30 protein-coding genes are annotated in these 26524 nt (G+C 68.0%); 22 read left to right on the top strand and 8 right to left on the bottom strand.

The window, feature by feature from the left end; all coding sequences use genetic code 11:
* Nucleotides 1-21: 21 nt before the first annotated feature.
* Genes VJ109_RS11205 through VJ109_RS11220 form a run of 4 tightly spaced genes read left to right on the top strand, consistent with a single transcriptional unit; the run spans nucleotide 22 to nucleotide 3695 of the window.
* Nucleotides 22-450, top strand: a complete 429-nt coding sequence (locus tag VJ109_RS11205; protein ID WP_324756765.1) for a DUF5791 family protein — start codon at nucleotides 22-24, stop codon at nucleotides 448-450.
* Nucleotides 447-1334: an SDR family oxidoreductase gene (locus tag VJ109_RS11210; protein WP_324756766.1), complete on the top strand. Its 888-nt coding sequence runs from the start codon at nucleotides 447-449 to the stop codon at nucleotides 1332-1334. Before VJ109_RS11205 ends, VJ109_RS11210 begins: the two co-directional genes overlap by 4 nt.
* A gap of 44 nt (nucleotides 1335-1378) precedes the next feature.
* A complete protein-coding gene (locus VJ109_RS11215; RefSeq protein WP_324756768.1) occupies nucleotides 1379-2575 on the top strand; it encodes a DHH family phosphoesterase in 1197 nt (398 codons plus the stop codon).
* A gap of 34 nt (nucleotides 2576-2609) precedes the next feature.
* On the top strand, nucleotides 2610-3695 hold the full coding sequence (locus VJ109_RS11220; RefSeq protein ID WP_324756769.1) for an aldo/keto reductase: 1086 nt from the start codon (nucleotides 2610-2612) through the stop codon (nucleotides 3693-3695).
* Here VJ109_RS11220 and VJ109_RS11225 read toward each other — a convergent pair whose 3' ends face one another.
* On the bottom strand, nucleotides 3696-3866 hold the full coding sequence (locus tag VJ109_RS11225; RefSeq protein WP_276222711.1) for an HVO_0758 family zinc finger protein: 171 nt from the start codon (nucleotides 3864-3866) through the stop codon (nucleotides 3696-3698).
* 117 nt (nucleotides 3867-3983) lie between these two features.
* Here VJ109_RS11225 and VJ109_RS11230 point away from each other — a divergent pair, with 117 nt between their 5' ends.
* The 5 genes from VJ109_RS11230 to VJ109_RS11250 all read left to right on the top strand — a co-directional run bounded on the left by VJ109_RS11230 (nucleotide 3984) and on the right by VJ109_RS11250 (nucleotide 7998).
* The gene (locus VJ109_RS11230) at nucleotides 3984-5120 is read left to right on the top strand and encodes an MFS transporter (protein WP_324760341.1); all 1137 of its coding nucleotides are present in this window, start codon (nucleotides 3984-3986) and stop codon (nucleotides 5118-5120) included.
* 42 nt (nucleotides 5121-5162) lie between these two features.
* A complete protein-coding gene (locus tag VJ109_RS11235) occupies nucleotides 5163-5621 on the top strand; it encodes a DUF7109 family protein (protein ID WP_324756772.1) in 459 nt (152 codons plus the stop codon).
* Nucleotides 5622-5735: 114 nt separating this feature from the next.
* On the top strand, nucleotides 5736-6218 hold the full coding sequence (locus tag VJ109_RS11240; RefSeq protein ID WP_324756774.1) for an HTH domain-containing protein: 483 nt from the start codon (nucleotides 5736-5738) through the stop codon (nucleotides 6216-6218).
* Between the two features lie 56 nt (nucleotides 6219-6274).
* Nucleotides 6275-6892: an NUDIX hydrolase gene (locus VJ109_RS11245; RefSeq protein WP_324756775.1), complete on the top strand. Its 618-nt coding sequence runs from the start codon at nucleotides 6275-6277 to the stop codon at nucleotides 6890-6892.
* Nucleotides 6893-6900: 8 nt separating this feature from the next.
* Nucleotides 6901-7998, top strand: coding sequence for an NAD(P)/FAD-dependent oxidoreductase (locus VJ109_RS11250; RefSeq protein WP_324756776.1), 1098 nt, complete (start codon nucleotides 6901-6903; stop codon nucleotides 7996-7998).
* A gap of 6 nt (nucleotides 7999-8004) precedes the next feature.
* On the opposite strand, the gene VJ109_RS11255 is transcribed toward VJ109_RS11250, so the two are convergent.
* Together VJ109_RS11255 and VJ109_RS11260 are read right to left on the bottom strand one after the other, a co-directional pair.
* The gene (locus tag VJ109_RS11255; protein ID WP_324756778.1) at nucleotides 8005-8457 is read right to left on the bottom strand and encodes an Hsp20/alpha crystallin family protein; all 453 of its coding nucleotides are present in this window, start codon (nucleotides 8455-8457) and stop codon (nucleotides 8005-8007) included.
* Nucleotides 8454-8612 carry a DUF7559 family protein gene (locus VJ109_RS11260; RefSeq protein WP_276222699.1) on the bottom strand — a complete coding sequence of 53 codons (159 nt, stop codon included), beginning with the start codon at nucleotides 8610-8612 and terminating at the stop codon, nucleotides 8454-8456. The genes VJ109_RS11255 and VJ109_RS11260 overlap by 4 nt, the downstream gene beginning before the upstream one ends.
* A 104-nt stretch (nucleotides 8613-8716) precedes the next feature.
* Here VJ109_RS11260 and VJ109_RS11265 point away from each other — a divergent pair, with 104 nt between their 5' ends.
* The 7 genes from VJ109_RS11265 (at nucleotide 8717) to VJ109_RS11295 (ending at nucleotide 17630) form a co-directional block, all read left to right on the top strand.
* Nucleotides 8717-9520 (top strand): DUF429 domain-containing protein, encoded by an 804-nt coding sequence (locus tag VJ109_RS11265; RefSeq protein WP_324756780.1) that lies wholly within the window; start codon nucleotides 8717-8719, stop codon nucleotides 9518-9520.
* Between the two features lie 60 nt (nucleotides 9521-9580).
* Nucleotides 9581-11482 (top strand): ABC transporter ATP-binding protein, encoded by a 1902-nt coding sequence (locus tag VJ109_RS11270; protein ID WP_324756782.1) that lies wholly within the window; start codon nucleotides 9581-9583, stop codon nucleotides 11480-11482.
* Nucleotides 11483-11524: 42 nt separating this feature from the next.
* A complete protein-coding gene (locus tag VJ109_RS11275; RefSeq protein ID WP_324756784.1) occupies nucleotides 11525-11881 on the top strand; it encodes a DUF4112 domain-containing protein in 357 nt (118 codons plus the stop codon).
* Nucleotides 11882-11904: 23 nt separating this feature from the next.
* Nucleotides 11905-13611: a radical SAM protein gene (locus VJ109_RS11280; RefSeq protein WP_324756785.1), complete on the top strand. Its 1707-nt coding sequence runs from the start codon at nucleotides 11905-11907 to the stop codon at nucleotides 13609-13611.
* Between the two features lie 39 nt (nucleotides 13612-13650).
* A complete protein-coding gene (locus VJ109_RS11285) occupies nucleotides 13651-15468 on the top strand; it encodes a flippase-like domain-containing protein (RefSeq protein WP_324756786.1) in 1818 nt (605 codons plus the stop codon).
* Nucleotides 15469-15573: 105 nt separating this feature from the next.
* Nucleotides 15574-16335, top strand: coding sequence for a DUF7001 family protein (locus VJ109_RS11290; RefSeq protein WP_324760342.1), 762 nt, complete (start codon nucleotides 15574-15576; stop codon nucleotides 16333-16335).
* A gap of 32 nt (nucleotides 16336-16367) precedes the next feature.
* Nucleotides 16368-17630: a glycosyltransferase family 87 protein gene (locus VJ109_RS11295; RefSeq protein WP_324756787.1), complete on the top strand. Its 1263-nt coding sequence runs from the start codon at nucleotides 16368-16370 to the stop codon at nucleotides 17628-17630.
* Nucleotide 17631: 1 nt separating this feature from the next.
* Here VJ109_RS11295 and VJ109_RS11300 read toward each other — a convergent pair whose 3' ends face one another.
* The 4 genes from VJ109_RS11300 to VJ109_RS11315 all read right to left on the bottom strand — a co-directional run bounded on the left by VJ109_RS11300 (nucleotide 17632) and on the right by VJ109_RS11315 (nucleotide 20553).
* Complete coding sequence (locus tag VJ109_RS11300) at nucleotides 17632-18282, bottom strand: class I SAM-dependent methyltransferase (RefSeq protein ID WP_324756788.1); 651 nt, start codon at nucleotides 18280-18282, stop codon at nucleotides 17632-17634.
* On the bottom strand, nucleotides 18279-19175 hold the full coding sequence (locus VJ109_RS11305) for a thiamine-phosphate synthase family protein (RefSeq protein ID WP_324756789.1): 897 nt from the start codon (nucleotides 19173-19175) through the stop codon (nucleotides 18279-18281). The genes VJ109_RS11300 and VJ109_RS11305 overlap by 4 nt, the downstream gene beginning before the upstream one ends.
* 120 nt (nucleotides 19176-19295) lie before the next feature.
* Nucleotides 19296-19883 carry a dCTP deaminase gene (dcd, locus tag VJ109_RS11310; RefSeq protein ID WP_324756790.1) on the bottom strand — a complete coding sequence of 196 codons (588 nt, stop codon included), beginning with the start codon at nucleotides 19881-19883 and terminating at the stop codon, nucleotides 19296-19298.
* 64 nt (nucleotides 19884-19947) lie between these two features.
* On the bottom strand, nucleotides 19948-20553 hold the full coding sequence (locus VJ109_RS11315; RefSeq protein ID WP_324756791.1) for a YIP1 family protein: 606 nt from the start codon (nucleotides 20551-20553) through the stop codon (nucleotides 19948-19950).
* Nucleotides 20554-20658: 105 nt separating this feature from the next.
* Here VJ109_RS11315 and pth2 point away from each other — a divergent pair, with 105 nt between their 5' ends.
* The 3 genes from pth2 to psmB all read left to right on the top strand — a co-directional run bounded on the left by pth2 (nucleotide 20659) and on the right by psmB (nucleotide 22502).
* Nucleotides 20659-20997: a peptidyl-tRNA hydrolase Pth2 gene (gene pth2, locus VJ109_RS11320; protein ID WP_276222675.1), complete on the top strand. Its 339-nt coding sequence runs from the start codon at nucleotides 20659-20661 to the stop codon at nucleotides 20995-20997.
* A gap of 78 nt (nucleotides 20998-21075) precedes the next feature.
* Entirely contained in the window at nucleotides 21076-21810 is a 735-nt protein-coding gene (psmA, locus tag VJ109_RS11325) for an archaeal proteasome endopeptidase complex subunit alpha (RefSeq protein ID WP_324756792.1), read from the top strand.
* A complete protein-coding gene (gene psmB / locus VJ109_RS11330) occupies nucleotides 21810-22502 on the top strand; it encodes an archaeal proteasome endopeptidase complex subunit beta (RefSeq protein ID WP_324756793.1) in 693 nt (230 codons plus the stop codon). The genes psmA and psmB overlap by 1 nt, the downstream gene beginning before the upstream one ends.
* A 40-nt stretch (nucleotides 22503-22542) precedes the next feature.
* Here psmB and VJ109_RS11335 read toward each other — a convergent pair whose 3' ends face one another.
* The gene (locus VJ109_RS11335; RefSeq protein ID WP_324756794.1) at nucleotides 22543-22833 is read right to left on the bottom strand and encodes a DUF7526 family protein; all 291 of its coding nucleotides are present in this window, start codon (nucleotides 22831-22833) and stop codon (nucleotides 22543-22545) included.
* Between the two features lie 137 nt (nucleotides 22834-22970).
* Here VJ109_RS11335 and VJ109_RS11340 point away from each other — a divergent pair, with 137 nt between their 5' ends.
* From VJ109_RS11340 to VJ109_RS11350, 3 genes are read left to right on the top strand one after another with little or no spacing between them, the layout of a single operon-like run.
* Nucleotides 22971-24314: an MFS transporter gene (locus VJ109_RS11340; protein ID WP_324756795.1), complete on the top strand. Its 1344-nt coding sequence runs from the start codon at nucleotides 22971-22973 to the stop codon at nucleotides 24312-24314.
* Between the two features lie 53 nt (nucleotides 24315-24367).
* Entirely contained in the window at nucleotides 24368-25738 is a 1371-nt protein-coding gene (truD, locus tag VJ109_RS11345) for a tRNA pseudouridine(13) synthase TruD (protein ID WP_324756796.1), read from the top strand.
* A gap of 56 nt (nucleotides 25739-25794) precedes the next feature.
* Nucleotides 25795-26523 carry a DUF2103 domain-containing protein gene (locus VJ109_RS11350; RefSeq protein ID WP_324756797.1) on the top strand — a complete coding sequence of 243 codons (729 nt, stop codon included), beginning with the start codon at nucleotides 25795-25797 and terminating at the stop codon, nucleotides 26521-26523.
* The last annotated feature ends 1 nt before the right edge of the window (nucleotide 26524 follow it).

The raw sequence follows: 26524 nt of genomic DNA on the forward strand, positions 1-26524 counted from the left end.
CCCCCGTCCGTACCACGGACCATGCTCAGAGCGGAGTTTCCGGACGCTGCCGAGCGGTCCCCGGGGGAGTTGCTCGCGGCCTACGAGTCGCTCCTGTCGGCGACGATCGACGCTGCCGGTGTCGATACTGTTGCCGAGCAGACGGGGCTGGACCGGGACGTGATCGAGGCGTTGGCAGACGGCGAGGGGGCCGACGTGACCCTCGCGGACGCGGCGGCCGTCCTGGCGACGGACCCGGACCGGCCCGACGCGGGAGCGATCGAAGCTGAGGCACGCGATATCCTCCTGATGGGGATGACCACGGCCGTGATGGACGTCGAGTCGCTGGCTTCCGGGATCGATAGCGAACTCGACGCCAAAGAGATTCAGCAGAAGATCGAGGGACGGCATCCGGTGACACTCGCCGAGTACGCACGCCTCCACCAGTACATCGAGAGCCAGAAACTGTGACCGAACGCGTTGCGATCCTGGGCTGTGGCTACGTCGGGCTGGAACTCGGGCGACAGCTGACACCGACACACGAGGTCGTCGGCGTCCGACGGTCCGAAGCAGGACTGGAGGCGGTTGACGAGGCTGGTCTGGAAGCGGTCGAGGCCGACATCACGGACCCGTTGTCGCTGGATGCGGTCCCGGACGCCGACTGGCTCGTCTTCGCGGCCAGTTCCGGCGGTCGGGGTGCCGAGACGGCCCGGGAAGTGTACGTCGATGGCTTGGAGACGGCGATCGATCACTTCTGGAGCCGCTCGGATCCGCCCGAACGGCTCGTCTACACGTCGAGCACCGGGGTCTACGGCGATCACGACGGCGACTGGGTCGACGAGTCGACGCCCCTCTCCCCCCAGACAGAGAAGACCCGCGTCCTCGCAGAAGCCGAGCGCGTCGCCCGCGAGCGGCCGACGGAGTACGGCGGCCACGGGACAGTCGCCCGCTTCGCCGGGCTGTACGGTCCGGACCGCTATCGACTCGACCGCTACCTAGAGGGGCCGGTGACGGCTGGCTATCTCAACATGGTTCACCGGGACGACGCGGCCGGCGCAGTCCGGTTCCTGCTCGAAGGGGGCCACAGGGAGGAGACGGTACTAATCGTCGACGACGAACCCGTCGAGAAGTGGGCCTTCGCGGACTGGCTCGCCGAACAGTGTGACGTGGAGTTCCCGCCCAAGCAGACGAAAACCGAACGGTTGGCCGATGACGACCTCTCCGAGACGGCCCGCCGACGCATCCAGACGAGCAAGCGTTGCTCGAACGCGCTGTTGCGGGAACTGGGCTACGAGTTCGCGTTCCCGACCTTCCGCGAGGGATACCACGCGGCTGTCGAGGCCTCCCTCGAGTAGCGACGGGGGAACATTCTTATCTGGTCCCGCGGGATGTATGTGGTATGACACCAGTGGTGGCACAGCTCGACGGTCGGGCTGATGCCGCTGTGGCAGCGGTCAGAGACCAGCCCGTCCTCGCGGGGGCAGTCGTCTGTCTCGTCGTGTTGCTCGCGCTCGCGGGCTGGCTGATCTGGCGGTACCTCCGTCGGACTCCGGCAGGCCGGTTTCGCGCTGTTCTGGCCGACTACGAGGAGATCGCCGTCCTCATGCATCCCAACCCTGATCCGGACGCGATGTCCTGTTCGCTCGCAGTCGCCGAACTCGCCGGCGCGGTCGACACGGCGGCGACGATGGTGTATCCGGGCGAGATCCGCCGTCCGGAGAACCGTGCTTTCGAGACGGTCCTGGACCTGGAGTTCGAACGGGTCGAGTCGGCCGGGGACATCGGTCCCGAGCAGGTCGTCCTCGTCGATCACAACGAGCCACGGGGGTTCCCGGGCGCCGAGACCATCGACCCCGTCGCTGTCGTCGACCATCATCCGGGCAACGGGACCGGGACACGCTTTACCGACGTGCGGACCGACGACGGCGCGTGTACCACCATCTTCGCCGAGTACTTCGCGGAACTGAACTGGGAGTTCTACGAGGTCGAGACGGGTGTTGGCGACGGGACGTTCGACGGGACCGACGTTCCCGATGAGATGCTTCCGTCCCACGTCGCGACCGGGATGCTCTACGGTATCCAGTCCGACACCAGATCGCTAACCAACGGCTGTTCCTCGGCCGATTTCCGGGCGGCTTCGTTCCTCTATCAGGGGATCGACGGGGATCTGCTCAACCGCATCGCGAACCCGCAGGTCGACGCCGAAGTCCTCGACGTGAAAGCGCGTGCGGTCACCAACCGTGACGTTCGGGCGCCCTACGCATACAGCGATGTCGGGGAGGTGTCGAACTCCGATGCGATCCCGCAGGCCGCAGACGAACTGGAGACCTTGGAGGGCGTCTCGGCCGTCGTCGTCGTCGGTCAGAGCGACAAGACGCTCCGGCTGGCGGGGCGGTCCCGGGACGATCGGGTCCACATCGGGCGAGTCATCGAGTCGGTGCTCGACGACGTGCCGATGGCGGAGGGGGGTGGCCACGCGCGGATGGGTGGTGGACAACTGTCGGTCGACCATCTGAACGGGATCGGACCGGGTAACGGCATCTCTCGTGAGGAACTCCGTGAGCAGTTGTTCAACGCGATGAGCGGACAGCAGTGACGACCCTTTTGCGCCCCCGGCTCCAAGCGCCGCTATGGCAACACGGGAGGCGACCTGGGCGTACCGGGACGACCACGACGACTTCGCACGCACGTTCTACCGACGGTTCGGGGAGGGTGTCGTCTCCAGCATCGGTGTCGGCACGTACCTCGGTGACCCGACCGACGGGCGCGACGACGCCTACCACGACGCTGTCGTCACCGCCCTGGAAGGCGGGATCAACCTCGTCGACACGGCGATCAACTACCGCCACCAGCGCTCCGAGCGGGTCGTCGGGCGTGCCGTCGCGGACGCCGATGTCGACCGGGAGGCCGTCGTCGTCGCGACCAAGGGCGGGTTTGTTCCGTTCGACGGCGAGCGCCCCGCCGACCCGGGTGCGTTCGTCCGCTCCGAGTACCTCGACACCGGGATCGTCGACCGCGAGGAGCTCGTCCGCGGGCAGCACTGTCTCGCACCGGCGTTTATCGACGACCAGCTCGATCGATCGCTGTCGAACCTGGGACTGGAGACGATCGATCTCTACTACGTCCACAACCCCGAGACGCAACTGGCGGACAACTCCCGTGAAGCGGTCTACGACCGACTCGAAGCGACCTTCGAGCGGCTGGAGGAACGGGCTGGGGCCGGCGACATCCGTCACTACGGGGTCGCGACCTGGGAGGCGTTCCGGGTCCCACAGGACCACGACAGCTACCTCTCGTTGCCGGAAGTCGTCGAACGGGCCAGAACAGCGGCCGACAGCGCCGGCAACGCTGCGACCCACTTCCGGGCAGTCCAGCTCCCGTTCAACGTCCGGATGGCCGACGCGTTCACGGTCGAGGCACACGAGGGGGCCGACGGTCCGCAGTCGGCGCTGTGGTTCGCCCACGAGGCGGGACTGGACGTGTTCACGAGCGCCTCGATCATGCAGGGGCAGCTCGCCGACGCGATTCCAGCGGATGTCGCCGCTCGTCTGGCGGGCGAGACCGACGCGCAGCGAGCGATCAACTTCGCACGCAGCGCTCCCGGCGTTACCTCGTCGCTGGTCGGGACAGGATCGGTCGAGCACGCGAGGGAAAACGTCGACGCCGGCCGGTACGAACCGCTAGGAGCGGACGCCTTCGACGCCGTCTTCGAGTGACTACCCCAGCTCCTTCCACTCGCTGCCACATTCGGGACAGCGGCGGACTTTCCCGATATCGTCGGGGTTGTTGTCGGTCGTCAGCGTCTCCTCACAGGCGGTACAGGAGAGTCGTCCGTAGTTGTCCTTCTCGACGTCGCCGGCCCGCAGCGCTTTCCTGACCGAGTCCATGTGTGGGCGGTTGTCACCAGGGAGTAAAAAGCCCGCGGCGGATTCGGAAGGTTTGTTTCTCCCCGTGGCCCAGGCGGGGACGTGTCACGCCGTTCGGTGTTCGGATCGTTGCTCGGGTTGGTCTTTCTCATCAACCTGGCGAGGGTCGTCTTCGCGCCGTTGATCGAGCCGATCAGAGCGACGACTGGGGCCAGCAACGCGACGCTCGGGCTGTTGGCGACGATGGTCTGGGTCGGCAGCGCCGTCCCGCGGCTCCCGACTGGGTTCCTGCTCACCCGGATCAGCCGGGCACAGGCGATCTTCGGCTCCGGCGTCGTGTTGACCGCCGGCACTGTCTTCACCCTGTTTGCCCCTACGCCGCGGTTGCTCCTCGTCGGAGCGCTGACGATGGGGTTGGCAAGCGGGGTCTACATCGTCGCCGCGAACACGCTCGTCAGCGAACTCTTCCCGAGGACTCCCGGCCGGGCGCTGGGCCAACACGGCGTCGCGAGCCAACTCGCCGCTCTGGCCGCTCCCGGACTGGTCGGACTGGCGCTTTCGCTCGGTAGCTGGCGGTTCGTCCTCCAGTGGATGGCCGTCGGCGCCGGCGCGACGACGGTCGGCTTCACGCTGATGGCCCGCCGAACCGAGTTTCCCGACGCCGGAAGCGAGGATCGGGACGTGATCGCCGCGATCAGCGCCCAGCGGCGGATCGTCCTGACTGCCGTCGTCGCCCTGGGACTTACGACGATGATCTGGAACGGGTTGTTCAACTTCTACGTCACCTACATCAAGACGACGGGGCTCTCGGAAGCGACCGGACGGACGCTGCTACAGGTCGCCTTCGGCGCCGGCGTCCCGGCCTTCTACGTCAGCGGCCGGTTGGCCGACCGCCTGCCGAACATCCCGTACCTGCTTACGATCCTCGCGGCGTTTACCGGCTGCATTATCGTTATCCCGACTCTCTCGGGCTTTTGGCCCCTGGCGGTTGCTACCGCCGTCACGGGGTATGTCATCCACAGTATCTTCCCGGCCGTCGACACCTACCTCCTGGGATCGCTGCCGGATCGCCACCGGGCGAGCGCCTACGCGGCCTACGGTGCCGGGATGATGGTCCTCCAGGCACCCGGTAGCGTTGTCGTCGGCGTGCTCCTGGACAACGGTGTTCCGTTCGGTACCATCTTCCAGTTGATGGCCGGCACGTTGCTGGTCGTTCTCACGACACTGCTCGTGTTACACGCCGACGGACGACTCCCCAGCGGTGCGAAGGCCTGATGGCTCGGTAACGCTGAAGCCACCGGCGTCCGGACGGTCCGTATGGACATCTCTGCCGACGAACTGGCCGGCATCGTCGACCTCTTCGACGCGCTCTCCCGAGCGGAACTCGGGCGGGCGTGTGCCGAACTCGCGTTCAAACGCGGGGAGGACACGAACTCCGATACGTACGACGACGTGATCGCCGCCGCCGTCGAGTCGTACCATCTCGTCGGTGTCGACGCCGACGAGGCGGAGTTGCTCGTCGTCGGACCGACCGCGTTCCCGACGCTTCCGGACGGGGCCGGCGACCTGCCACACATCATGGACGTTCCGGACCGGGACCTCCCCCGTGATCGCGTCGTCGAGGCCGTCGAACGCCAGTTCCGGGCCGACGCGGCGGCGGCGATCGACACTGGTGACGAGGACCGGATCGCGGATCTTCTGGACGTGAGCTACGACCTTGATGCCTGGGGTGCGGTCGATCTCGGTGCCGCGCGTGATCGGCTCGATAGCGCTTGAGCGCAGTATCCGTCGGCTGAATCGCCGTGCTACGTATTAGTGGATGTGCAAACACCTATAACAGCCTAGACGAAACGGTTATTGGATATTCTGAGATATTTGTTCACACGACACATGGCTCAACAGTCGACGATCGACTCGGCGAACGGCGGGACGACCGTCAGGATGACTCTGTGGACGCGGCAACCGGTCTGTGGGACACGGACGAGCGTCCTCGATCGACTGGGACAGCTCCGTAGCCAGGACGCCATCGACGGGTTCGACGTGGAGACCTGGCCCGACGAGATCCGGCTCGACGGTGAGACCACACACGACGAGATCGTCGCGACGTTCGAGCGGTTCGAGGACTGGGCAACTGACCACGGTGTGACCGTCGAACCGCCCTTCGAGACTCGACAGGTCTCTCCCCTGTTGGGCACTTCGTATCGGGTGTTGCGGCTGCCGGTGATGGTGCTTGCCGTCTATGACGACGAACTGGCGGGGGTCTACCCCTGTACCGACGGGGCGGACACGACGACGATCCCGGACTTTCTGGATGCCTACGAGGCCGACGGCGGTCTCCCGGCGACGGACGCCCACGCTCTCAGCGGCGACTGACTGGTCAATGGCAGGTCGACCAGCCGACTTATTGTCGTCCGCTTCCCACAGAGCGTATGGAGTTCGACCGGATCGGAGACCACGAACCGGTGGTCGTCGACGACGAGCGGCGCGAGGCAGCCGTCGTCGCTCCGGTCGTCAGCAGCGACGAGGAGTCGATCCTGTTTACGAAACGCGCGGATCACCTTCAGGACCATCCCGGGCAGATGTCCTTTCCCGGGGGCGGCCGCGAGCCCGAGGACGCCGACCTCCTCCAGACCGCGTTGCGGGAGGCAAACGAGGAGATCGGCCTGGACCCGCGTGCGGCAAACGTCGTCGGACGGCTCGACGACATCCGGACGGTCACCCACTACTCGGTTCGACCCTTCGTCGCTCGCATCCCCGAACGTGACTACGTCCCGAACGATCAGGAGGTCGCCGAGATCGTCTGTCTCTCGGTCGCGGCACTGACAGATCTGGACAACTACGAGTCCGAACAGCGTGACCACCCCCACTACGGGGAGATCCGGTTGCACTTCTTCTACGCCGACGGCTACACGGTGTGGGGAGCAACCGCACGGATGCTCGTCCAGTTGCTCGAACTCGGGACCGACTGGCAAGCGCCTCCCGAACCGGATCGCTACGCCGGCCCGGACGACGACCTTCCGCCGCGGGTCCGTGACGAGGTGGAGTGACCGAACTGATGACGGTGGCCGTCGTCGGCGGTGGGGCCGTCGGTCTCGCTATCGCCGGATCGCTCGCGGAGCGAGGTGCGACTGTCACGCTGTACGAACGCGATCGGCTCGGGAGTGGAACGACCGGTCGGGCCGCCGGCATCTGTTACGACGCCTTCGCCGACCCGGTGGACGCGGCGGTCGCAGGCCACGCGATCGATCGGTACCGCGAGTGGGGCCTCCTGACCGACTGCCCGTACGTCTGGCTCGCTCGCGACGCTGACGACGCCATGGCTATCGATGGACAGGTCGACCGGATGCAGTCCCACGGACTGGCCGTCTCGCGGCTCGCGCCCGCTGAGTTGGCTGACCGCTACCCGGCGCTCGACACGGAGACCGTCGTCACTGCCGGCATCGCGGACGACGCGGGTCTGCTGGACCCGGACGCAGTCGTCGAGTTCCTCGCCGAGCGTGCCCGCGCCGCCGGGGCGGCGATCCGAACCGGGACCGAGGTGTCACTGACCGGTCCCCGGACGGTCGAGACGCCCAGCGGGACCGACACGGTGGACGCGGTCGTCGTCGCGGCCGGCCACGCGACGGCACCGCTGGTCGGGGAGATCGGCGTCCCGCTCGCGCTGGAGACCTATCGCGCACAGGCGCTCCGGACCGACGCGGTCGGGGCGACCCTGCCCGCGCTGTACGACGCGACCGCGGAGTTCTACTGGCGGCCACAGGAGGAGGGCCTGCTCGTGGGCGATGGCGCACACGCGGCCACCCCCGAAGGCTGGAACTCCGATGCGGACCCGTCGTTCGTCTCGGGCGCGCTCGAACGGGTCGCGGACGCGACGACGCTCTCCCCGACAGCGATACGCTCGTGGGCCGGGCTCTGTACGGCGACGCCGGACCGCGATCCGCTGGTCGGTGCCGTCGCCGAGGGCTGTTCGGTCGCGACAGGGTGGCACGGCCACGGGCTGATGTGGGCACCGGCCGTCGGCGACCACGTCGCCAGCGTGGTTCTGGGGATGGCGTCGCCACTACCCGAACAGTTCGCCACGCGGGCCGATCCGACCCGATTCGACGGCGACGAGGCGTTCGACCCGCTTGGTGACCCGACGCGGGACTGGTGAGGCCGGTCAGGCGTCGCCGTCGTCGCCCTCGTCGGAATCGTGGTCGTCGGCCGCCCCTCCCTCGTCTTCGGGAGCGGCGTCTTCCGTTTCGACTTTCGGAACTGTCACCTGCAGCGTCCCGTCGGCTTTCAGCGTCGCGGTCGCGGCCTCGGCGTCGACGACCGCGTCGGCCGGCAGCGTGAGCGAGCCGTCCAGCGACAGCCCGCGACCGGGAAACAGCATGTCGAACCCGTCGTGGAAGTCACGGAACCGATCGATCCGGACCTCCACTCGGTCGTCGACGTACCGGACCTGAACGTCGGAGGCGGTCGCGCCCGGTGCGTCGAACACCACGAGGTAGGCGTCGTCGGACTCCAGGAGGTCCGCCGGCAGGGGCTTGCGCTCCTGGACGCGTGAGGAGGCGCGGCCGACGTTCTCGAAGACGGCGTTTTCGAGCGTTTCGCCGAGCTCGCGGATCATAGCTCGATCGCCTCGAGACAGTCGACCCCCCCGCAGTACGGGCAGGCGAAGTCGGCGAGCCCGACATCCTCCGGCATATCGTACGTGTAATGCAGCTCGAACATGTCGAGTTCGCAGTCGTCGTCCGTACAGACGACTTCCATCGTGGCGGGCATACCGTTTCGTTGGTTCGTCGGGGACAAACCGCTTTCGGACGGGTATCAAGTCCGACGCCACACCGGGTCCGAAGGTTCATGGCACTGCCGGTGAACGTGTGGGTATGAACGAGGGCGTACTGGGGGTCGACTTCAGCGGCGCGAGCGCTGCCGGCGACGCACTCTGGGTCACCGAGGCGACGCCCACCCCGCGAGGGCTTCGTGTCGACGAGTGCTACCGCGCGAGCGACCGGTGGGGTGGTGGCCGCGAGGCCGTATACGCCGGGCTCTGTGACCGGATCACCGACGACCATATCGGGACGGTCGGGATGGACTTCCCGTTCAGTCTCCCCCAGACAGTGTTAGACGCCCAGTGTGGGGGCAGTTGGACGGGCCTGCTGGAGTGGCTCGGTGGCTCGGAGGGTCCCAACGACCCGCGGTCGTTCTCCCAGCGCTGTCGCCGGACCGCCGAGATGGCCGTCGAGAAACGCGACGTCCGGCGGGAGACCGACCTCCGCCGTGGGGCGCTCTGTCCGTACACCAACCGCACGCGCAGTATGACCTTCTACGGCGTCCGGGACGTGCTTGGCCGGCTGGCCCAGCGGGCCGACACCGCCGTCGTGCCGATGCAAGACGAGACCGACAAGACGACGACGCGGGTCTGTGAGGTCTACCCCGCGGCGACCTTTAGCTGGCTTGGCTGTTACCGCGAGGGGTACAAGAACGTCGAGGGCGCCCGCGGCCGGCGTGGGGCCAACGTCGATGCCATCTCGGACTGTAGCGTCCTCGTGGGCGCTCACCGCCGCCAGTACCTCGACAACCACGACGCGTTGGACTCGCTGGCCGCCGCGGTCACGACGGCTCGGGTCGCCGACGGCGCACGGCCGACTCCCGCCGGTCCGATCACTGAAGGCTGTATCCACGTGTAACCTCACACGGACCCGCGGTCCAAACACGGCATATTTCCGCCTGCGGCCGGAACAACGGCTATGTCTGAGGACCACGGCGGGTTCGAGGGCGTCCGCGAGAACGTCGACGGGCACCCGATGGTCAACCTCTTCGGGTACGCGACGCCGTACTGGCTCCGGCTGCTCGCTGGGATCCTCGCTGCGTTCTGTACCCGCTTTGCCCGGCTCGTTCCGCCCATCGTCGTCGCCGCCGCCATCGATCGGGTGATCCTCAACAGCGGCGAACCCGGACTGTTGACGACGGCCGGGCTGCTCCCGACCGGCAGCATCACCGGGGAGGCGGCACGCGTCGCCTTCCTCCAGCGACTCGTCGTCATCGCCGCCGTGGCGTACCTGATCCGTTCTGTCACGCGGTTCGCCTCGCGGTACCTCCTGCAATCGACCGCACAGAAGATCCAGCGGGACCTTCGTGACGACACCTACGACCACCTCCAACACCTCTCGATGGACTTCTTCGCCAACCACCAGACTGGCGGGATGATGTCGATCCTCAACAGCGACATCAACCGGCTGGAGTCGTTTCTCAACACGGAGTTCCGCCAGCTCATCCGCGTGGTCGCCACGGTCGGCGGGATCGCGGCCGTCCTCTACTGGCACTCCCCGACGCTGGCGCTGATCGCGCTGGCCCCGGTCCCGATCATCGGCGTCGCCAGCGGCTACTTCCTCACCTGGATCGAACCCCGCTACCGGTCGATCCGTCGGACGGTCTCGCGGCTCAACACCCGCCTGGAGAACAACCTCAGCGGCGCGCCGGTGATCAAGGCCTTCGACCGCTACGCCTTCGAGCGCGAGCGGGTCACCGACCAGAGCCAGACCTACCACGACGAGAAGGTCGGCGCCCTGCGCATCCGGCGGGCCTTCTTCGCCGGCCTCCGGCTGTTGACCGGGGTCGTCTTCGTCGGCATCCTCTACGTCGCCGGGATGGACTTCGTCACGAGCGCCGAGGGCGAGGCCGCGCTCCAGACCGGGACGTTCGCGCTCTTTTTCCTCTATCTCCGCCGGCTCTACTCCCCGATGCGTCGGGTCGGGAAGTCCGCGAACAAGTACCAACTCGCCAAGTCCAGCGCCGAGCGGGTCTTCGGCCTGCTGGGACAGGATCCGACGATCACCGATCCCGAGGACCCCCACCGGCCGGACGAGATCGAGGGCCGCGTCGACTTCGAGGACGTGACCTTCGGCTACGATGACGACCGACCGGTCGTTCGGAACGTCTCTCTTTCCGTCCCGGCCGGCGCGACCGTCGGGCTGGCCGGCCCGACCGGTGCCGGGAAGTCGACGCTGCTGAAACTCGTCCCCAGGTTCCACGACGTGGATTCGGGTGCGGTTCGGGTCGACGGGGTCGACGTCCGCGAGTACGCCCTCCAGTCGCTCCGTGACGACATCGCCATCGTCGAACAGCAACCGTATCTCTTCTCGGGGACCGTCGCGGAGAACATCGCCTACGGCGACCGGACAGTCTTAGACGGCGAGGCCGACGGCGACGAGGCCGCACGCGAGCGCGTCCGGAAGGCCGCCCGGGCCGCGGAGGCTCACGCCTTCGTCGAGGACCTGCCGGAGGGCTACGACACCCAGATCGGCGAGCGCGGGATCAAACTCTCGGGGGGGCAGCGCCAGCGTGTCGCCATCGCCCGCGCACTGTTGAACGACCCGGAGATCATCATCTTCGACGAGGCCACGAGCGACGTCGACACCGAGACCGAGGAGCGCATCCAGGAGAGCATCGAGCGCCTCGTCGAGGACCGGACGGCCTTCGTCATCGCCCACCGCCTCTCGACGATCCAGGACGCCGACCGCATCGTCGTGCTCGACGACGGCGAACTCGCCGAACAGGGGACACACACCGACCTCCTGGCCGCCGGCGGCGACTACGCGGACCTCTGGGACGCCCAGGCCGACGAGGGGCCGGTCAGCGCCGACGACTGAGAGCGGGAGAAGGGCTATTGTCCCCGCCGACGATGGACCAGTATGGAACAGGAATCGCCCGGGTTGACCCGTATCCGACGGGTCGCGCGGCTGTTAGACGACAGCGTCGGCGTCCCGCTGACCCGCTACCGCGTCGGCCTCGACGCGCTACTGGGGCTGGTCCCCGTCGCCGGCGACGCCGTCACGGCCCTGCTCTCGCTGTACATCGTCGTCGAAGCCGCTCGGCTGGGCGTCTCCCTGCGGACGCTCGCTCGGATGGTGCTGAACGTCGCACTGGACTTCGCCGTCGGCTCGGTCCCGGTGGTCGGGGACCTCGTCGACGCCGTCTGGAAGGCCAACGAACGGAACGCCGAGTTGGCGGCCGCCGACCTCGGCCGGGCCGACCAGACACCGTTTTAGGCGTCGAGCGTCAACCCCGGGCTATGACCGACCCCGAGACGCTCTCAGTGACTATCGTCGACGGCTACGTCGACGAGCCCGCACACTTCGGGGTCCCGCCGTACATTTCGACGTATCCCCGGTACGCCGCCGGCGCGCTCGTCGATGCCGGCATCCCCCGCGAGCAGATCACGTATCACACCATCGACGAACTCCGTGAGGAACGCCGCCGCTGGCAGGCCGTCGAGGAGGCCGACCTCATGGTCTACGTCGGCGGGATGACCGTCCCCGGCAAGTACGTCGGCGGGACTCCTGCCGAACCCGACGAGGTCCGGGAACTCGCCTGGACCGCTCAGGGGACCTCGATCATCGGTGGCCCCGTCCGGTTCGGCGTCGGCGAGGCCAACGAGGGCGCGAGCGAGACGGCCAGGGACGACCTGGACTTCGACTTCATGGCGATGGCCGATGTCGAGGCGGCCGTCTTCGACCTCGTCGAGTCCGGCCTGGAGGGGTTCAACGACCGCTACCGCTCCGTCGAGGAGGAGACCTGCTGGGCGCGGGCCGGCGCGTTCGTCGTCGAGCAACACCCCAACCACCCGGCGTATCTCATCTGCGAAATGGAGACCTCGCGGGGCTGTCCGTACCGCTGTTCGTTCTGTACGGAACCGATGTACGGCGACCCGGACTTCCGGCCGCCCGAGAGCGTCGTCGACGAGGTCGACGCCCTCTCGGACCGCGGCGTCAAGCACTTCCGCCTGGGCCGGCAGGCCGACATCCTCGCCTACGGCGGCGACGGCGAGGCACCGAATCCCGACGCCCTCCGTCGGCTCTACGGCGGTATCCGCGAGGTCGCGCCAGACCTGGAGACGCTCCATCTGGACAACATGAACCCCATCACCATCGTCAAGTGGCCGGAGAAGGCCCGCGAGGGGATCCGGATCATCGCAGAGCACAACACGCCCGGCGACACGGCCGCGTTCGGCCTGGAGTCGGCAGACCCCGAGGTGATGAGCGACAACAACCTCAACGTCACCGCCGACGAGTGTTTCGAGGCCGTGAAGGTGGTCAACGAGGTCGCCGGCTGGCGGCCCGGCGGCGACCGCGACGCGGCACCCAACTTCGGCGAGGACGCGGCGCCCCGGCTCCCGAAGCTCCTACCCGGTATCAACCTCGTCCACGGGCTGAAAGGCGAACGTCGGGAGACCTTCGAGCACAACAAGCGGTTCCTCCAGCGGGTCTACGACGAGGGGCTGATGCTCCGGCGGGTGAACATCCGCCAGGTGATGGCCTTCGAGGGGACCGACATGGCCGAGACCGGCGCGGACATCGCCAACGATCACAAGAAACTGTTCAAACAGTACAAACGCGAGGTCCGCGAGGAGATCGACAACCCGATGCTCCAGCGGGTCGCCCCGCCCGGAACCGTGCTGCCCGATGTCCATCTGGAGTACCACCAGGACGGCAAGACCTTCGGCCGCCAACTCGGGACCTATCCGCTGTTGGTTGCCATCCCCGGCGAGCGCGACCTCGGACAGGTGCTCGACGTGGCGATCACCGACCACGGCTACCGGTCGGTCACGGGCGTCCCGCACCCCCTGGATCTCAACGCCGCCTCGATGGACGAACTCCAGGCCATACCGGGGATCGGCTCCCAGACCGCCGGCAACATCGTCGTCGAGCGTCCTTACGAGTCGGTCGAGGGCGTCGCCGACGCCGACCTCTCGAAGTTCGTGACTGCCGAGCGATCGTAACAGAAAACTCTTGGCCCCAGTGGCGTCTACCGTGTTGCAATGAGCGACATCGAGGTGAGCGTCGTCCTCCCCGCGTACAACGAGGAGGACACCATCGAGGAGACCGTCTCGGTCACACTGGAGACGCTCGCCTCCTTCCTGCCGGCCGGCAGCTTCGAAGTCATCGTCGCCGAAGACGGCTGTGACGACCGGACACCGGAGATCGCGAGCCGTCTGGCCGCCGAGGACGACCGCGTCCGTCACGTCCACAGCGCCGAGCGACTCGGTCGGGGCGGCGCCCTGGAGTACGCATTCCAGCGGGCCGACGGCGGGACGCTCGTCTACTTCGACACCGACCTGGCGACCGACATGCGCCACCTGGAGGAACTCGTCGAGAGTGTCCGGTCGGGGGCCTACGACATCGCGACGGGGTCACGCTGGCTGCCCGAGAACCGGGCCGACCGCCCGGCCAGACGGGGCGTCCCGAGCCTGGGATACAACACGCTTGTTCGGACCGTCCTGCGCTCGAAGCTGCAGGACCACCAGTGTGGGTTCAAGGCCTTCGACAGTGACGCCCTGCAGACGCTGGCGCCGATGGTCGAGGACGAGCACTGGTTCTGGGACACGGAACTGCTCGTGAAGGCTCAGCGAAACGGCCTCCGGGTCAAGGAGTTCCCCGTCGACTGGACCCCCAAGGGCGACTCGAAGGTCGACATCGTCCGGGACGTCTTCGGGATGGGGAGCCAGGTGTTGCGGACCTTCTGGGAGCTGTCGGTCAGCCCGCGGATCACCCGCCGGGTGTCGCTGGGGGCCGGCACCCTGCTGGTCGTCGTCGCGCTCCTGTTGATGACCCAGTATCTCGACCCCCGGACGGTGCTGGAACGGATGGCCGACGCGGACCCCGCGGTCGTCGCCCTCTCGGGAGCGGTGTACGCCCTCTCGTGGCCGCTGCGTGGAATCCGGTACCGGGACATCTTAGACTCGATGGGACACCACGAACGCTGGGAGTTCCTGACCGGTGCCGTGTTCGTCAGCCAGACCGGGAACCTCGTCTTCCCAGCGCGGGCCGGCGACGCCGTCCGGGCCTACGTCGTGAAGGCGCGCCGCTCGATCCCCTACCCCACCGGCTTCGCCTCGCTGGCCGTCGAGCGCGTCTTCGACCTGCTGACGATCACGCTGCTGGCCGGCGTCGTCCTGATCGGACTGGCGGTCACCGGCTCGGCCGACGCACTCTTCGCCGCGTTGGCCGGCGACGCCGTTGCCGGCGATACAGCTAGCAGCGGCCAGACGGCCGTCGTCGTGGCGGCGGCGGTCGGACTCGCGGCCATCGGCGCGGTCGCGGCCATCGTCGCCAGCGCCCGTACCGACCGGAACTTCGTCCGTGCCGGGATGGGGCGACTCAGCGACGACTCCTACGCCGACTACGTCGCCGGCGTCGTCGAGGGATTCGTCGCCGACATCCAGACGGTGACCGCCGACGGGCCGGCCTTCGTCCGTGTCGGCCTCGGTAGCCTCCTCATCTGGTCGCTGGACGTGCTCACGGCGCTCGTCGTGTTCCGTGCCTTCGGCCAGCCGCTGACGCCGTCGCTGATCGCCGTCGGCTTCTTCGCGGTCAGCGTCGGCAACCTCGCCAAGGTACTCCCGCTTACGCCGGGCGGTGTGGGGCTCTACGAGGGCGCGTTCACGATCATCGTCGCGCCGCTGACCCCCGTCGGCGTGACGACGGCGCTCTCGATCGCGGTGGTCGACCACGCGGTCAAAAACGCCGTCACGGTAGTCGGCGGCATCGTCTCGATGGCGTGGCTCAACGTCTCGCTGACGAAAGCCGTCGAGGAGTCACGGAACGCGAGCGAAGTCGAACCGGAGGCCGAGGCGTAGGGCCGGAGCCTCGGGGTTCTCCCGTCGATAGTTGACCCGTCGTGATCGACGCCGCGACGTTCGGGACCGCCGGATCGAAGTACGACCGGGTTGTACAACCACATGATGGAGCAGGTCACACTCTATCGGGCGCCGACGACCGTCGCCGATGTCGACGCCGTCGGGGATTGGCTCGACGCCCGGATCGACGCGACCGTCCGGGTCCGGGACCGGTTCTGCTCGCTGTACGGCGACGACGGGCTCGCGGAGGCGTTCGCCGACGCACGTGTGCTTGACCCCTACGACCACGCGACGGGGAACACGATGCTGGGAATCGTCCGCTACGAGGAGCGTGCCCTGGATGACCCCGAGCGGGCCGGCGGCGTCATCTACGACGGTCTGGCGGTCCAGCGCGCGCTGTACGAACGGGTACCGGCCGACGAGCGGACGCTCGATCACCTCCACATCCCGGTGCTCGACCGTGTGGTCGGGACCTGGGGGGACCACGACGGCCGGTGGCACAAACGCGTCAACGTGCTCGGACAACCGGGAGTGGTCTCCGTCCCGGGGCTGTACGAGGCGCCCGCGAAACCCGAGCAGTACTACAAGGAGCAACAACGCCACGCGATGGTCTCGGGCGATGCGCCGCCCCGGGAGGTGCTGGAGTCGGCGGTCGACGGCGAGTTCCTGGTCGCCGACGATCCGCGGACGACCGATGCACTGAAGGGATACGTCCTGCAAGCAGCCCACTACCTGTCGACCGGCGAGGCGTTCTGTGAGGAGTCAGGCTGCCGGCTCCACAACGCCCATCGACAGCCCGGTGTCGTGGCCGCACAACTCGACGACCCCGAGTTCTGCCCGCGACACGCCGAGCGCTACCGGGTTTGACGGGACACTACGCCGGTCGTCCCCGACTGTCCATGCCTCTCTCTACCACTCGTCGCGATGTCTGGCTCGTCCTCGGGAGCGCCGTCCTTCTGGGCGTCGGATTGGGCCTCTACTACGTGCTGGCCTGGCCGGTCAAGATCGGACTGAACTACCGGGTGTACGACGCCGCCGCGCGGGCGGTCCTGGCCGGCCGAGATTTCTACGCGGTGACGCCACCCTCCAGCCGGTTCCACTATCTCTACCCGCCGGTGACGGTACTGGCGTTCGTTCCGCTCGCGCGACTTGGGGAGTGGCCGGTCGGCTATGCGATCATGACAGTGGTGACGGTCGCCGCCAGCGGCTGGCTGACGCTCCTGCTGGCCGGGTACGTCGAGTCGATGGGCTACCGAGTCCCGCGGGGCGACCGGCTACTCGTGGGCGCGTTCGTCCTCGCGTCGGTCCACGCCGTCCCGTCGCTGGCCTACGGCCAGGTCAACCACCTGCTCGTGGCCGCCTTCGCGGCCGGACTCGTCTGGCTCGACCGGGACCGCGAGTGGCTGGCCGGCGTCGCGCTCGCGCTGCCGGCCTTCGTCAAGGTGTTCCCGGCGGCCGTCGGCCTCTGGCTGCTCTACCGGCGTGCCTGGCGGGCCATCGTCGCCGCCGTCGGGACGGCAGTGGCGCTCTCGCTTGCGGGTCTCGCAGCGTTCGGACCGGCCACCTACAGGACCTACGTCTTCGACGTCCTCCTGGCGCGACGGGACACGCAGGCGTTCGCCGGCGGCCTCGACCCGGGGGTGAGCTACGTCACGCTTCGCCGGCCGCTGTCGGTGCTGTTCCCGACCGTCGATCCGACGTGGTACGCCGCCGGCGCCGCGGCGCTGCTGGCACCCGTGGTGGCCGCGCTGTACTGGCGCACTCGAACCACGACCGACCGGCTGGTTGCGCTGTACGGAACTCTCGTCGCGATACTGCTGTTTTTCCCGTCGCTGCTCCTGTACTACGTCTACCTGACGTTCCCGCTAGTCGTGCTCCTGTACGACCTCCCCCAGGGGTGGGGTCGCCGGCTATTCGTCGCCGGGACGCTGCTTGCGACGCTCTCGCTGTCGTTCAACGCCGTCCCGCGGCTGGTCGGTCTCTTCCCGCTGGCTCCCGAGACCGCCACGCGGATCACGGCGATGCTCCGTCCGGTCTTCGCGTTCGGAACGCCGGTCCTGTACGGCTGTCTCCTCTCGCTCGTCGGGTGTCTCGTCTATCGACTCGAACGCGAACCGGCACCGCGGACCGCGGACACCGCGTCGCCGGGGACGAGCGACTGACTCAGGTCACACGGCCCGACAGCAGTCCCAGATAGCCGCCGGCCAGCGTCTCGTACCGTCGGTCGACGGTCCGTTCGGTGAGCCGCTGGCGAGCGGTCCGGACTCGCCGCTCGAAGGCCGTCGCCTGTGAGTCCCGTGCCAGCCGGCTCCCCGGCGAAGAGAGACGGACGAACCCCTCGAAGACGAGGTTCAGCGGGAGCGCGACGGCCGCGTCGCTGCGCTGGAAGTTCAACAGCGCGATCCGACCACCGGGACCCGCGGCGTCGCACCATCGGTCGACGACCGGCTCGGGGTCGGGAAACAGGCCGGCGACGAACGTCGCGAGCACCGCGTCGGCGTGCCCGACCGGTGGATGTGCGGCATCGCCCTGGACGTAGTGGACGCCGTTGCCGGCCCGATCGGGGTGCCGGCTGGCCCGGTCGAGCATCCCTCGCGTGAGGTCGACGCCGACGACCGTCCCCTCCGGGCCGACCTGCTTCCGAAGGGACGGGACGTTCGCGCCGGTGCCACAGCCCATCTCGACGACGGTGTCGCCGGTCGACAGGTCCAGCGACTCCACGGCCCTCGCACGCCAGGAGCCGACGAAGGGGAGGGAGGCGACGGCGTCATAGAGGCGTGCCCACCGCCCGTAAAACGACCGAACGTCAGTCACAGCAGCTCACGCGCGCGCTCGGCGACGGTCCCGGCGTCGGGACCGAGCACGTAGACGACCGGCTCGACGCCCATCCCGCCGGTCTGGTAGAGCACGTCGGCGTCGGGCGTCTCGGCCAGCGCCTCGGCGACGCCGGTCTCGACGCTGGCTTCGGCGTCGAACTCGGCGGTGGTGTAGCCGGCATCGGAAAGCGCCGTCACGATCGACTCGTCGTAGCGGACGTTCAGCGCCGCCCGCGCGTCGCTGCCGGCCGCGCGGGCCGCCAGCAACACCGACGCGACGTGTTCGCTGACACCGAACTCCGGGTCGGCCGGGATCGTCGCCCGCCCTTTCACGTCGAGGATTCGTCCGGGGACGGCGGCGACGTCCTCGATGCTGTCGCCCTCCGGGAGTACCTCCACGAGGTTCGACCCCACCGCGGGGATCAGCGTCGCGAACCCGCTCGTGTTCTCCAGGACCTGGAGCCCCCGCCGGACCGACGAGAGGGCCTGTTCGGCCGCCCGTAGCGTCGAGTCCGGGTCGTGGACGGCGAACTCGCCCTCATACTCGGCCAGTTCCGGCACCCGCTGCTCGTGCAGTTGGGCCAACAGCCCGCCGCGTTCGAGTTCGCGGATGAACACCTCCGTCTCGACCAGCGCCTGGACCGAGCTCGTCTCGCCGGCCGCCAGCCCGTCCGCCAACCGCTCGACGAGTTCGGCGAGTCCGCGGTGGTCGAGCAACGCCTCGTTGCGGTCGACGTTCCCGTGGACGTACTTCGAGACGGCGCTCTGGCTGATCCCGAGCAACTCCGCGACCTCCGATTGGGTGAGGTCTCGTTCCCGGAGCGCCTCGGCCAGCAGCGACCGGAACGTCGGCAGGAACTCCTCGACGACGACTTCCTCGATGAACCGCATCACTGATCGCCTCCGAACTCACTCGCCCGTAGCCGAGAGTCGGACACGAGCGTCCTCATTGGTCGCCTCCGAACTCGACCTCGTTTCTCGCCGATACAGTGCTGACACGCAGGGCAGTCATCACTGATCGCCTCCGAACTCGCGATCACCCTGTATCTTGCTCGCCTGTGGCCCCTTCTGTCCCTGGTACTTCGAGCCGCGCTCGTCGCCGTAGGGCCGGTCGGCCGGCGTCTTCAACTCGGTAAACGTCAGCTGCGAGATGCGCATCCCTGGGGAGAGGGCCACGGGCGCGGTGCCGAGGTTCGACAGTTCGAGGGTGACCTGACCCTGGTACCCGGGGTCGCACAGTCCTGCAGTCGCATGCACCACGATCGCCAAACGGCCAAGCGACGAGCGCCCCTCGACGTGGGCGATGAGGTCGTCGGGGATCTCGACGCGCTCGTAGGTCGTCCCCAGCACGAAGTCGCCGGGGTGGAGGATGAACTCGTCGTCGTCATCGACGACCGTCTCCTCGACGTAGTCGGCGACCTCCTGCTCGCTGTTGGGGTGGATACACGGGATGTTGGCGTGCTGGAACTCCAGGAACTCCCGGCCCAACCGGAGGTCGATGCTGGCGGGCTGGATCTGGATGTCCGGATCGTCGAGGGGTTCGACGACCAGGTCGCCGTCTTCGAGGCGCCGCAGGATGTCCGCGTCGGAGAGGATCATTACCCGAGGTAGCGCGACGCGGCGCCTAAAACGTCCCGCCTCGGAGTGCGAGCCATCGCGGTGGTCAGACGAGCACGACGAGCGCCACCGCGACGACGATGGCCGTCGCCACCGCGCTGAACCGGTCGAGACCGTGGGCGACTCGCAGGCCGGCCGCCCAGAGGAATGCCTGCCAGGCGGCAACGCCGATCTGGACCAGGAGGACCGCGAGCCCCGAGAACCCGGTCTGGAGCGGGCGGAGTCGGGTACCGAGCGCCGCCAGGCTGTCGACCGCGAGATCGGCCTGGAGGCCGTACACCACGAGGGCCGCGCCGACGACGACGACGCCGACCAGCGTTGGCACCAAGCCCCAGGCCGCGACCTCCAGCGTCGCGCCGAACGTACCGCGTCCCCCGCCCAGTTTCGCTCCGAGGAACAGCGCCGCCCCGAGCACGAGCCAGAGGACGAGCACGGCCAGGAACAGTAGCGGGAGCGCCTCGGCCACCGCGTTCTGGAACTCGCCGCCGACCGCGGCGTTGAGCCCACGGCCGAACAGCCACAGCGAGGCGCCGACGACGCTCGTCAGCACCAGCGAGAGCAGGATTGCCAGTCCGGCCCCGAGGACGCCGTTCAACTCCGACTCGCGGTCCGTGAAGAACTGTCGCGGCTGAGTCAGGAGTCGCAGCGCCATGGGGTGTCGTGGGGGACTCCACGCCCATGGTGTATGTACCCTGTGGTACGTGCAACCGGTCGGGTGCTCCGAGGGGGCTTTAAGTACGGGTCGCCATGTTGGGGTATGAAGCAGGCCATCGTCGCTCGTGTCGACATCGGGATGGGCGAGGGGAAACTCGCCGCCCAGGTCGCACACGCCGCCCTGTCGGCCTTCGAGGACGCGGGTCGGAAGGCCCGGACCGCCTGGAAAGGCGAGGGCCAGAAGAAGGTCGTGCTCAAAGCGACGAGCGAGGACGAGCTGTTCGAACTCGCCGATGCTGCCGAGCGCGAGGGCCTGCCGCATGCGGTCGTCAGAGACGCCGGTCACACCGAGCTCGATCCCGGGACCGTCACTGCCTTGGCGGTCGGTCCCGCAGAGGACGAACTCGTCGACCGGGTCACCGGCGACCTGCCGCTGTACTGAGGACAGTGGCGGCCATACCACCGGTATGGTTATATACAAGAAACCCTAACCTCAGGTGAACAACAGAGAACACAGATCATGCAAGGAAACGAACAGCAGGCGTACGACCGCGGGATCACGATCTTCTCGCCGGACGGGCGCCTCTACCAGGTCGAGTACGCCCGCGAGGCGGTCAAACGCGGCACCGCGAGCGTCGGTGTCCGAACTGCCGACGGTGTCGTACTGGCGGCCGACCGGCGCGCCCGGTCGCCGCTCATCGAGCGCGACAGCATCGAGAAGATCCACGAGATCGACGACCACGTCGGGATCGCCAGCGCCGGCCACGTGGCCGACGCCCGGCAGCTCATCGACGTGGCCCGGCGACAGGCCCAGGTCAACCGGCTGCGCTACGACGAGCCGGCCTCCGTCGAATCGCTCACGAAGGAGATCACCGACTACATCCAGCAGTACACCCAGACCGGCGGCGCACGGCCGTTCGGCGTCGCGCTGCTGGTCGGTGGCATCGAGAACGGCGAGCCCCGCCTGTTCGAGACGGACCCGTCGGGGACCCCTTACGAGTGGCAAGCGGTCGCCATCGGTGGCTCCCGCGAGGACATCCAGAACTACCTCGAAGAGGAGTACACCGACGAGATGGACCTGGAAGCCGGCGTCGAACTGGCGCTGCGCTCGCTCGCGTCGGTCAACGACGACGGCCTCGACGCGACCGGTGTCGACATCGCCACTATCGACGTCGAGACCGAGCAGTTCACCAAGCTCGCGGAGGACGACATCGCCGACCGCTTAGCCGAGTTCGAACTCGGAGGTGAGGAGTGATGTACGATCCCGACAACCGCCTGACTGACGCCTACGAGCCACAGGTCGGAACCATCCCCTCGGACGACAGCAACCGCGACGAGGAGGCGGTGACCAAGACCGGGACGACCACCGTCGGTATCAGCACCGACGAGGGCGTCCTCATCGCGACGGATCGGCGCGCCTCGCTGGGCGGTCGGTTCGTCTCGAACAAACAGGTCCAGAAGGTCGAGCAGATCCACCCGACGGCCGCGATGACGCTGGTCGGCAGCGTCGGCGGCGCTCAGTCGTTCATCCGCTCGCTGCGCTCCGAGGCGAATCTCTACGAGGTGCGTCGTAACGAGCCCCTGAGCATCCACGCCCTGTCGACGCTCGCGGGCAACTTCGCCCGCGGTGGCCCCTTCTTCGCCATCAACCCCATCATCGGTGGGGTCGACGAGGACGGCAGCCACGTCTACAGCGTCGACCCGGCCGGCGGCGTCCTGCAGGACGACTACACCGTCACCGGTTCCGGGACCATGGTCGCGACGGGGACCATCGAGGGCGAGTACGACCCCGAGATGAGCCTCGAAGAGGCCCGCGAGCTGGCGATCCGTGCCGTCCAGTCCGCTGCAGAGCGTGACACCGGCTCCGGGAACGGCATCGTCCTCGCGGAGGTCACCGAGGACGGCGTCGAGATCGACCGGTTCGAGGACTACGAGTCGGCGGTCTGAGACCGTCACCGATCGGTTTTCGCGTTCTGACGCGACGAGATCAGTCGAGCCGCGTCGCCTCGTAGACTCCCGGCATCCCCGTCTCCCGAACGCTCGCAGTCACTTCCTCGCCCTCGTCGGCACCCCGCTCCGCGACGAGCGTGATCGGTTCGATGGGTTGTCGCAGCAGAAACGCCCGGATGCGTTCGAACCACGAAGGGACACCACCCTCCCGACAGACGAGGACGTACCGCGAGTCGGCCAGCTCTTCGAGTTCCGGCTGGAGGTCGTAGTCGTCGAGATCAGCCGGCTCGACGACGTGGATGACTTCGCCGGTGATCCGCTCGGTCATATCTGTGGATCGGGCTGGAGCCCTATGTGTGTCTCGTGTCCCGAACTAGTGTGTGAAAACTCCGCATTATACCGCTATATAGTCGCTACTGGTCGCAATTCCCGGAACTAAGTACCCGCCGACCATGCGAGTCACCCATGGCCACCGACAGCGAGGAACCGGTCGATCTGCTCGATAGCTTCCGGCAGTTCTTCGCCCTGGAGCGGGACGTGTTGGTCCTCTCGCTGTCGATGCTCGCTTTCAGCCTGGCGTTCCAGATGACCGGCCGGTACGTGCCGGAGTACCTGCGCGTTCTGGGCGCCAGCGCCGGCGTCATCGGTCTCTATGGCAGCGTAGGCAACCTCATCAGCGCCGTCTACCCGTATCCGGGCGGTGCGATCTCCGACCGGATCGGCTCGCGGCTGGCGCTGACGGCCTTCGCCGTGCTGGCGACGCTTGGCTTTGGCCTGTGGTATCTCGCTTCGGTCGTCGGCGATGTCGCGGTCGGCCCGCTGCAGGTGCCCGCCTGGGGACTGGTGTTCGTCGGTCTCTTCCTGGCGCAGGCCTGGAAGTCCTTCGGGCTCGGGGCCACCTTCGCCATCGTCAAACAGGCGGTCCCGCCCCAGCGGCTGGCGATGGGCTTTGCCAGCACGGAGATGTTCCGCCGGATCGGGTTCCTGCTCGGCCCCCTGCTCGCGGCCGGCCTGCTCGCGCTGACGCCGACCTTCTCCGGGGGGTTCCAGTTGATCCTGCTCGCGGCGATCGCGTTCTCGCTGGTCGCGACCGTCGCCCAGCACGTCCTCTACGACGCCAGCGAGGACTCGCTGGGGAAGTCCTTCGAGGGCGTCGGTCAGGTGCTCGCCGATCTGCGGTCGATGCCCGCACCGCTGCGCCCGTTGTTGGTGGCGGACACGTTCGTTCGGTTCGCCAACGGGATGGTCTACGTCTTCTTCGTCATCGTCGTCACCGACTTTCTCTCCGTGGGGTTCTCCGGGTTCGGGCTCTCGTTGCGTCCCGACGCCTTCTTCGGCGTCCTGCTGGGCGTCGAGATGGTCGTCGCTATCCTCTCGATGGCGCCGGTCTCGAAACTCGCGGAGTACGCCGGCCTCAAGCCCGCCGTGGCGCTTGGGTTTTCCGTCTACGCACTCTTCCCGCTGGCGCTGATCTTCGCGCCGGCCGATCAGTGGCTCGTGATCGCGCTCTTTGCCTACTCCGGGCTGCGCTTCGCCGGCTTGCCGGCACACAAGGCGCTGATCGTCGGTCCCGCCGAGGCCGACGCCGGCGGCCGCGTCACCGGCACCTACTACCTCGTGCGTAACACCGTCGTCATCCCCAGCGCCGCCCTGGGCGGCTGGCTCTACGGCAGCGAGTGGGCGCTCGCTCTCGCCGGCCAGACCATCAGAGCGGGTCCGAAACTGGCCTTCCTCACCGCCTCGGCTGTCGGCCTCCTCGGTGTCGCGTACTTCATCGCGTTCGGCGAGGAGTTCGAAGCCTACGAGTGACCGCCCGCACAACGCCAACGCTAAACCCGCGCCGACGAAGGAGCCACTAACAGATGCGCGAGGCCCACGCGATCGAACAGGCGGTCGGCATGGACTACTACGTCAGCGACGCCGACGGCGTGGGCGGCCACCTCAGGGAGTCACCGGCGGACTTCCGGGTCACGGAACTGGAGGCGTTCGACACCGAACCCGTCGACGCCGACACCGGGGCCTACCCCCATCTCGTCATGCGTGTCGAGCTGCGCGACTGGGACACCAACGACTTCGCGAGTGCGCTGTCCGACCGGCTGGGTATCTCCCGGGAACGGGTCTCCTGGGCGGGGACCAAAGACAAGCGCGCGGTCACCCGCCAACTGTTCTCGGTGAAGGGGATCGACGCCGAGGACGTCCCCGCCATCGACGACGCCGACATCGAGGTGATCGGCCGTGCCGGCCGGCCCATCCTCTTCGGTGATCTGGCTGGCAACGCCTTCGAGATCGTCGTCCGCGAGGCGGACGCACCGGACAACGCCGCGTCGGTACTCGGCGATCTAGCGGCGTTCGGCGCCGGCGAGGACAGGGACGAGGCGTCCGGGGGGAGCCTCCCCGACGACGAACGGACGGTCGGCGTCCCCAACTACTTCGGCCAACAGCGGTTCGGGTCGCGCCGGCCGGTCACCCACGAAGTCGGCCTCCGGATCGCCCGCGGGGAGTGGAAAGGCGCCGTACTGGCCTACGTCGGGAACCCGAGCGAACGGGAACCGGCGGATACCCGCGAGGCACGGGCCTACGTCGACGAGACCCACGACTGGGCCGGTGCGCTGGAGCGACTGCCCCGTGCGCTCGGCTACGAACGCTCGATCTGCCACCGGCTCGTCGAGAACGGGGCCGGGACCCCGGCGGACTTCCGGGACGCGCTGGAGGCAGTCCCATCGAACCTCCAGACGCTGTTCGTCAACGCCGCCCAGTCGTACGTGTTCAACCGCATTCTCTCTGAGCGGCTGGCACAGGGGCTTCCGTTCGACCGCCCCGTCGAGGGCGACGTGGTCTGTTTCGCCGACGGTGACGCGCCCGAGGGCCTCCGGCTCCCGGACACCGACCGAACCCAGCGGGTGACCGAGCGACGCCTGCGGACCGTCCAACGACACTGTGCGCGTGGACGGGCGTTCGTCACAGCGCCGCTTTTGGGGACCGAGACGGACCTGGCCGACGGCGAACCGGGTGAGATCGAGCGGGCGGTGCTTGCCGACATCGGTCTGGAACCGGGCGATTTCGACCTCCCCGGGGAGTTCGACTCGACGGGAACTCGTCGGGCAGTCCTGCTCCGGACCGATCTGGCTGTCGACCGTGACGGCGACGACCTGGCGTTTTCCTTTTCGCTCCCGAAGGGGAGCTACGCGACGGTCCTCTTACGGGAGTTCCGCAAAGGCGATCCTGACAACTAACGCGCGGACACGCGAAACCGCCCTGCTTATCCCCGGCAGGTCCCGTATAGACGACCATGGACTGTCGGCAGTGTGCGACGCCGCTCTCCCGACCGGGCGATTACTGCCTGGTCTGTCACACTGCCAATACGGAGGTCGTCGTCCTGGAACTGGGCCGGGACCGGGCGACTGTCTCCTGTATCGCCGACGACGAGGTCGTCGGTCAGCGAACGGTGACAACCACGCCGGAGGGCGAGGGCAGCGACCAGTCGGCCGTGGTGGAACTGCGCAACTTCGCCGGGCTGATCGCAGACGAGGTGCGCCGGAAGCGACCGGAAGAGGTGTACGTCACGGGAGATCGGGCCGTCATCGGTGCCGTCCGGGGCCAACTCCACTACGAGTTCTACCGGGTCGAAGGCGACGACCCCGTCCAGCGGGTCCTCGATCGCCGCGGCGAACCCGCCCTGGAGGTCGTCGAGGCGTCGCTGGCCGAGAAGCTCGGCGGGAGCCACTCGACGCTGATCGGCGGCCGGACCGGGCAGCAGGCCCTCCAGACCGTCGCGGACCATCCTCACGTCAAGAAGGTCATCCCGGGGCCGATCGACGCCAGCGGTTCCGGAGCTCGCGGTGGCGTCCGAGCGAAGGCCACGCGGGCGGACGCGAACGGGAACGTTCGGGTGTTGATCCGGGACGGATCGAGCGTTCAAGAGAACCGTGTGGTCACGACCGCCGGCGACCGCGAACTGGGTGAACACGTCCGTGCCGATCTCAACGAGGCACTTCAAGCGGCTGAACTCCAGGACTAAC

The sequence above is a fragment of the Haloarcula montana genome (genome assembly GCF_035666295.1).
Taxonomy (GTDB): Archaea; Halobacteriota; Halobacteria; order Halobacteriales; family Haloarculaceae; genus Haloarcula; species Haloarcula montana.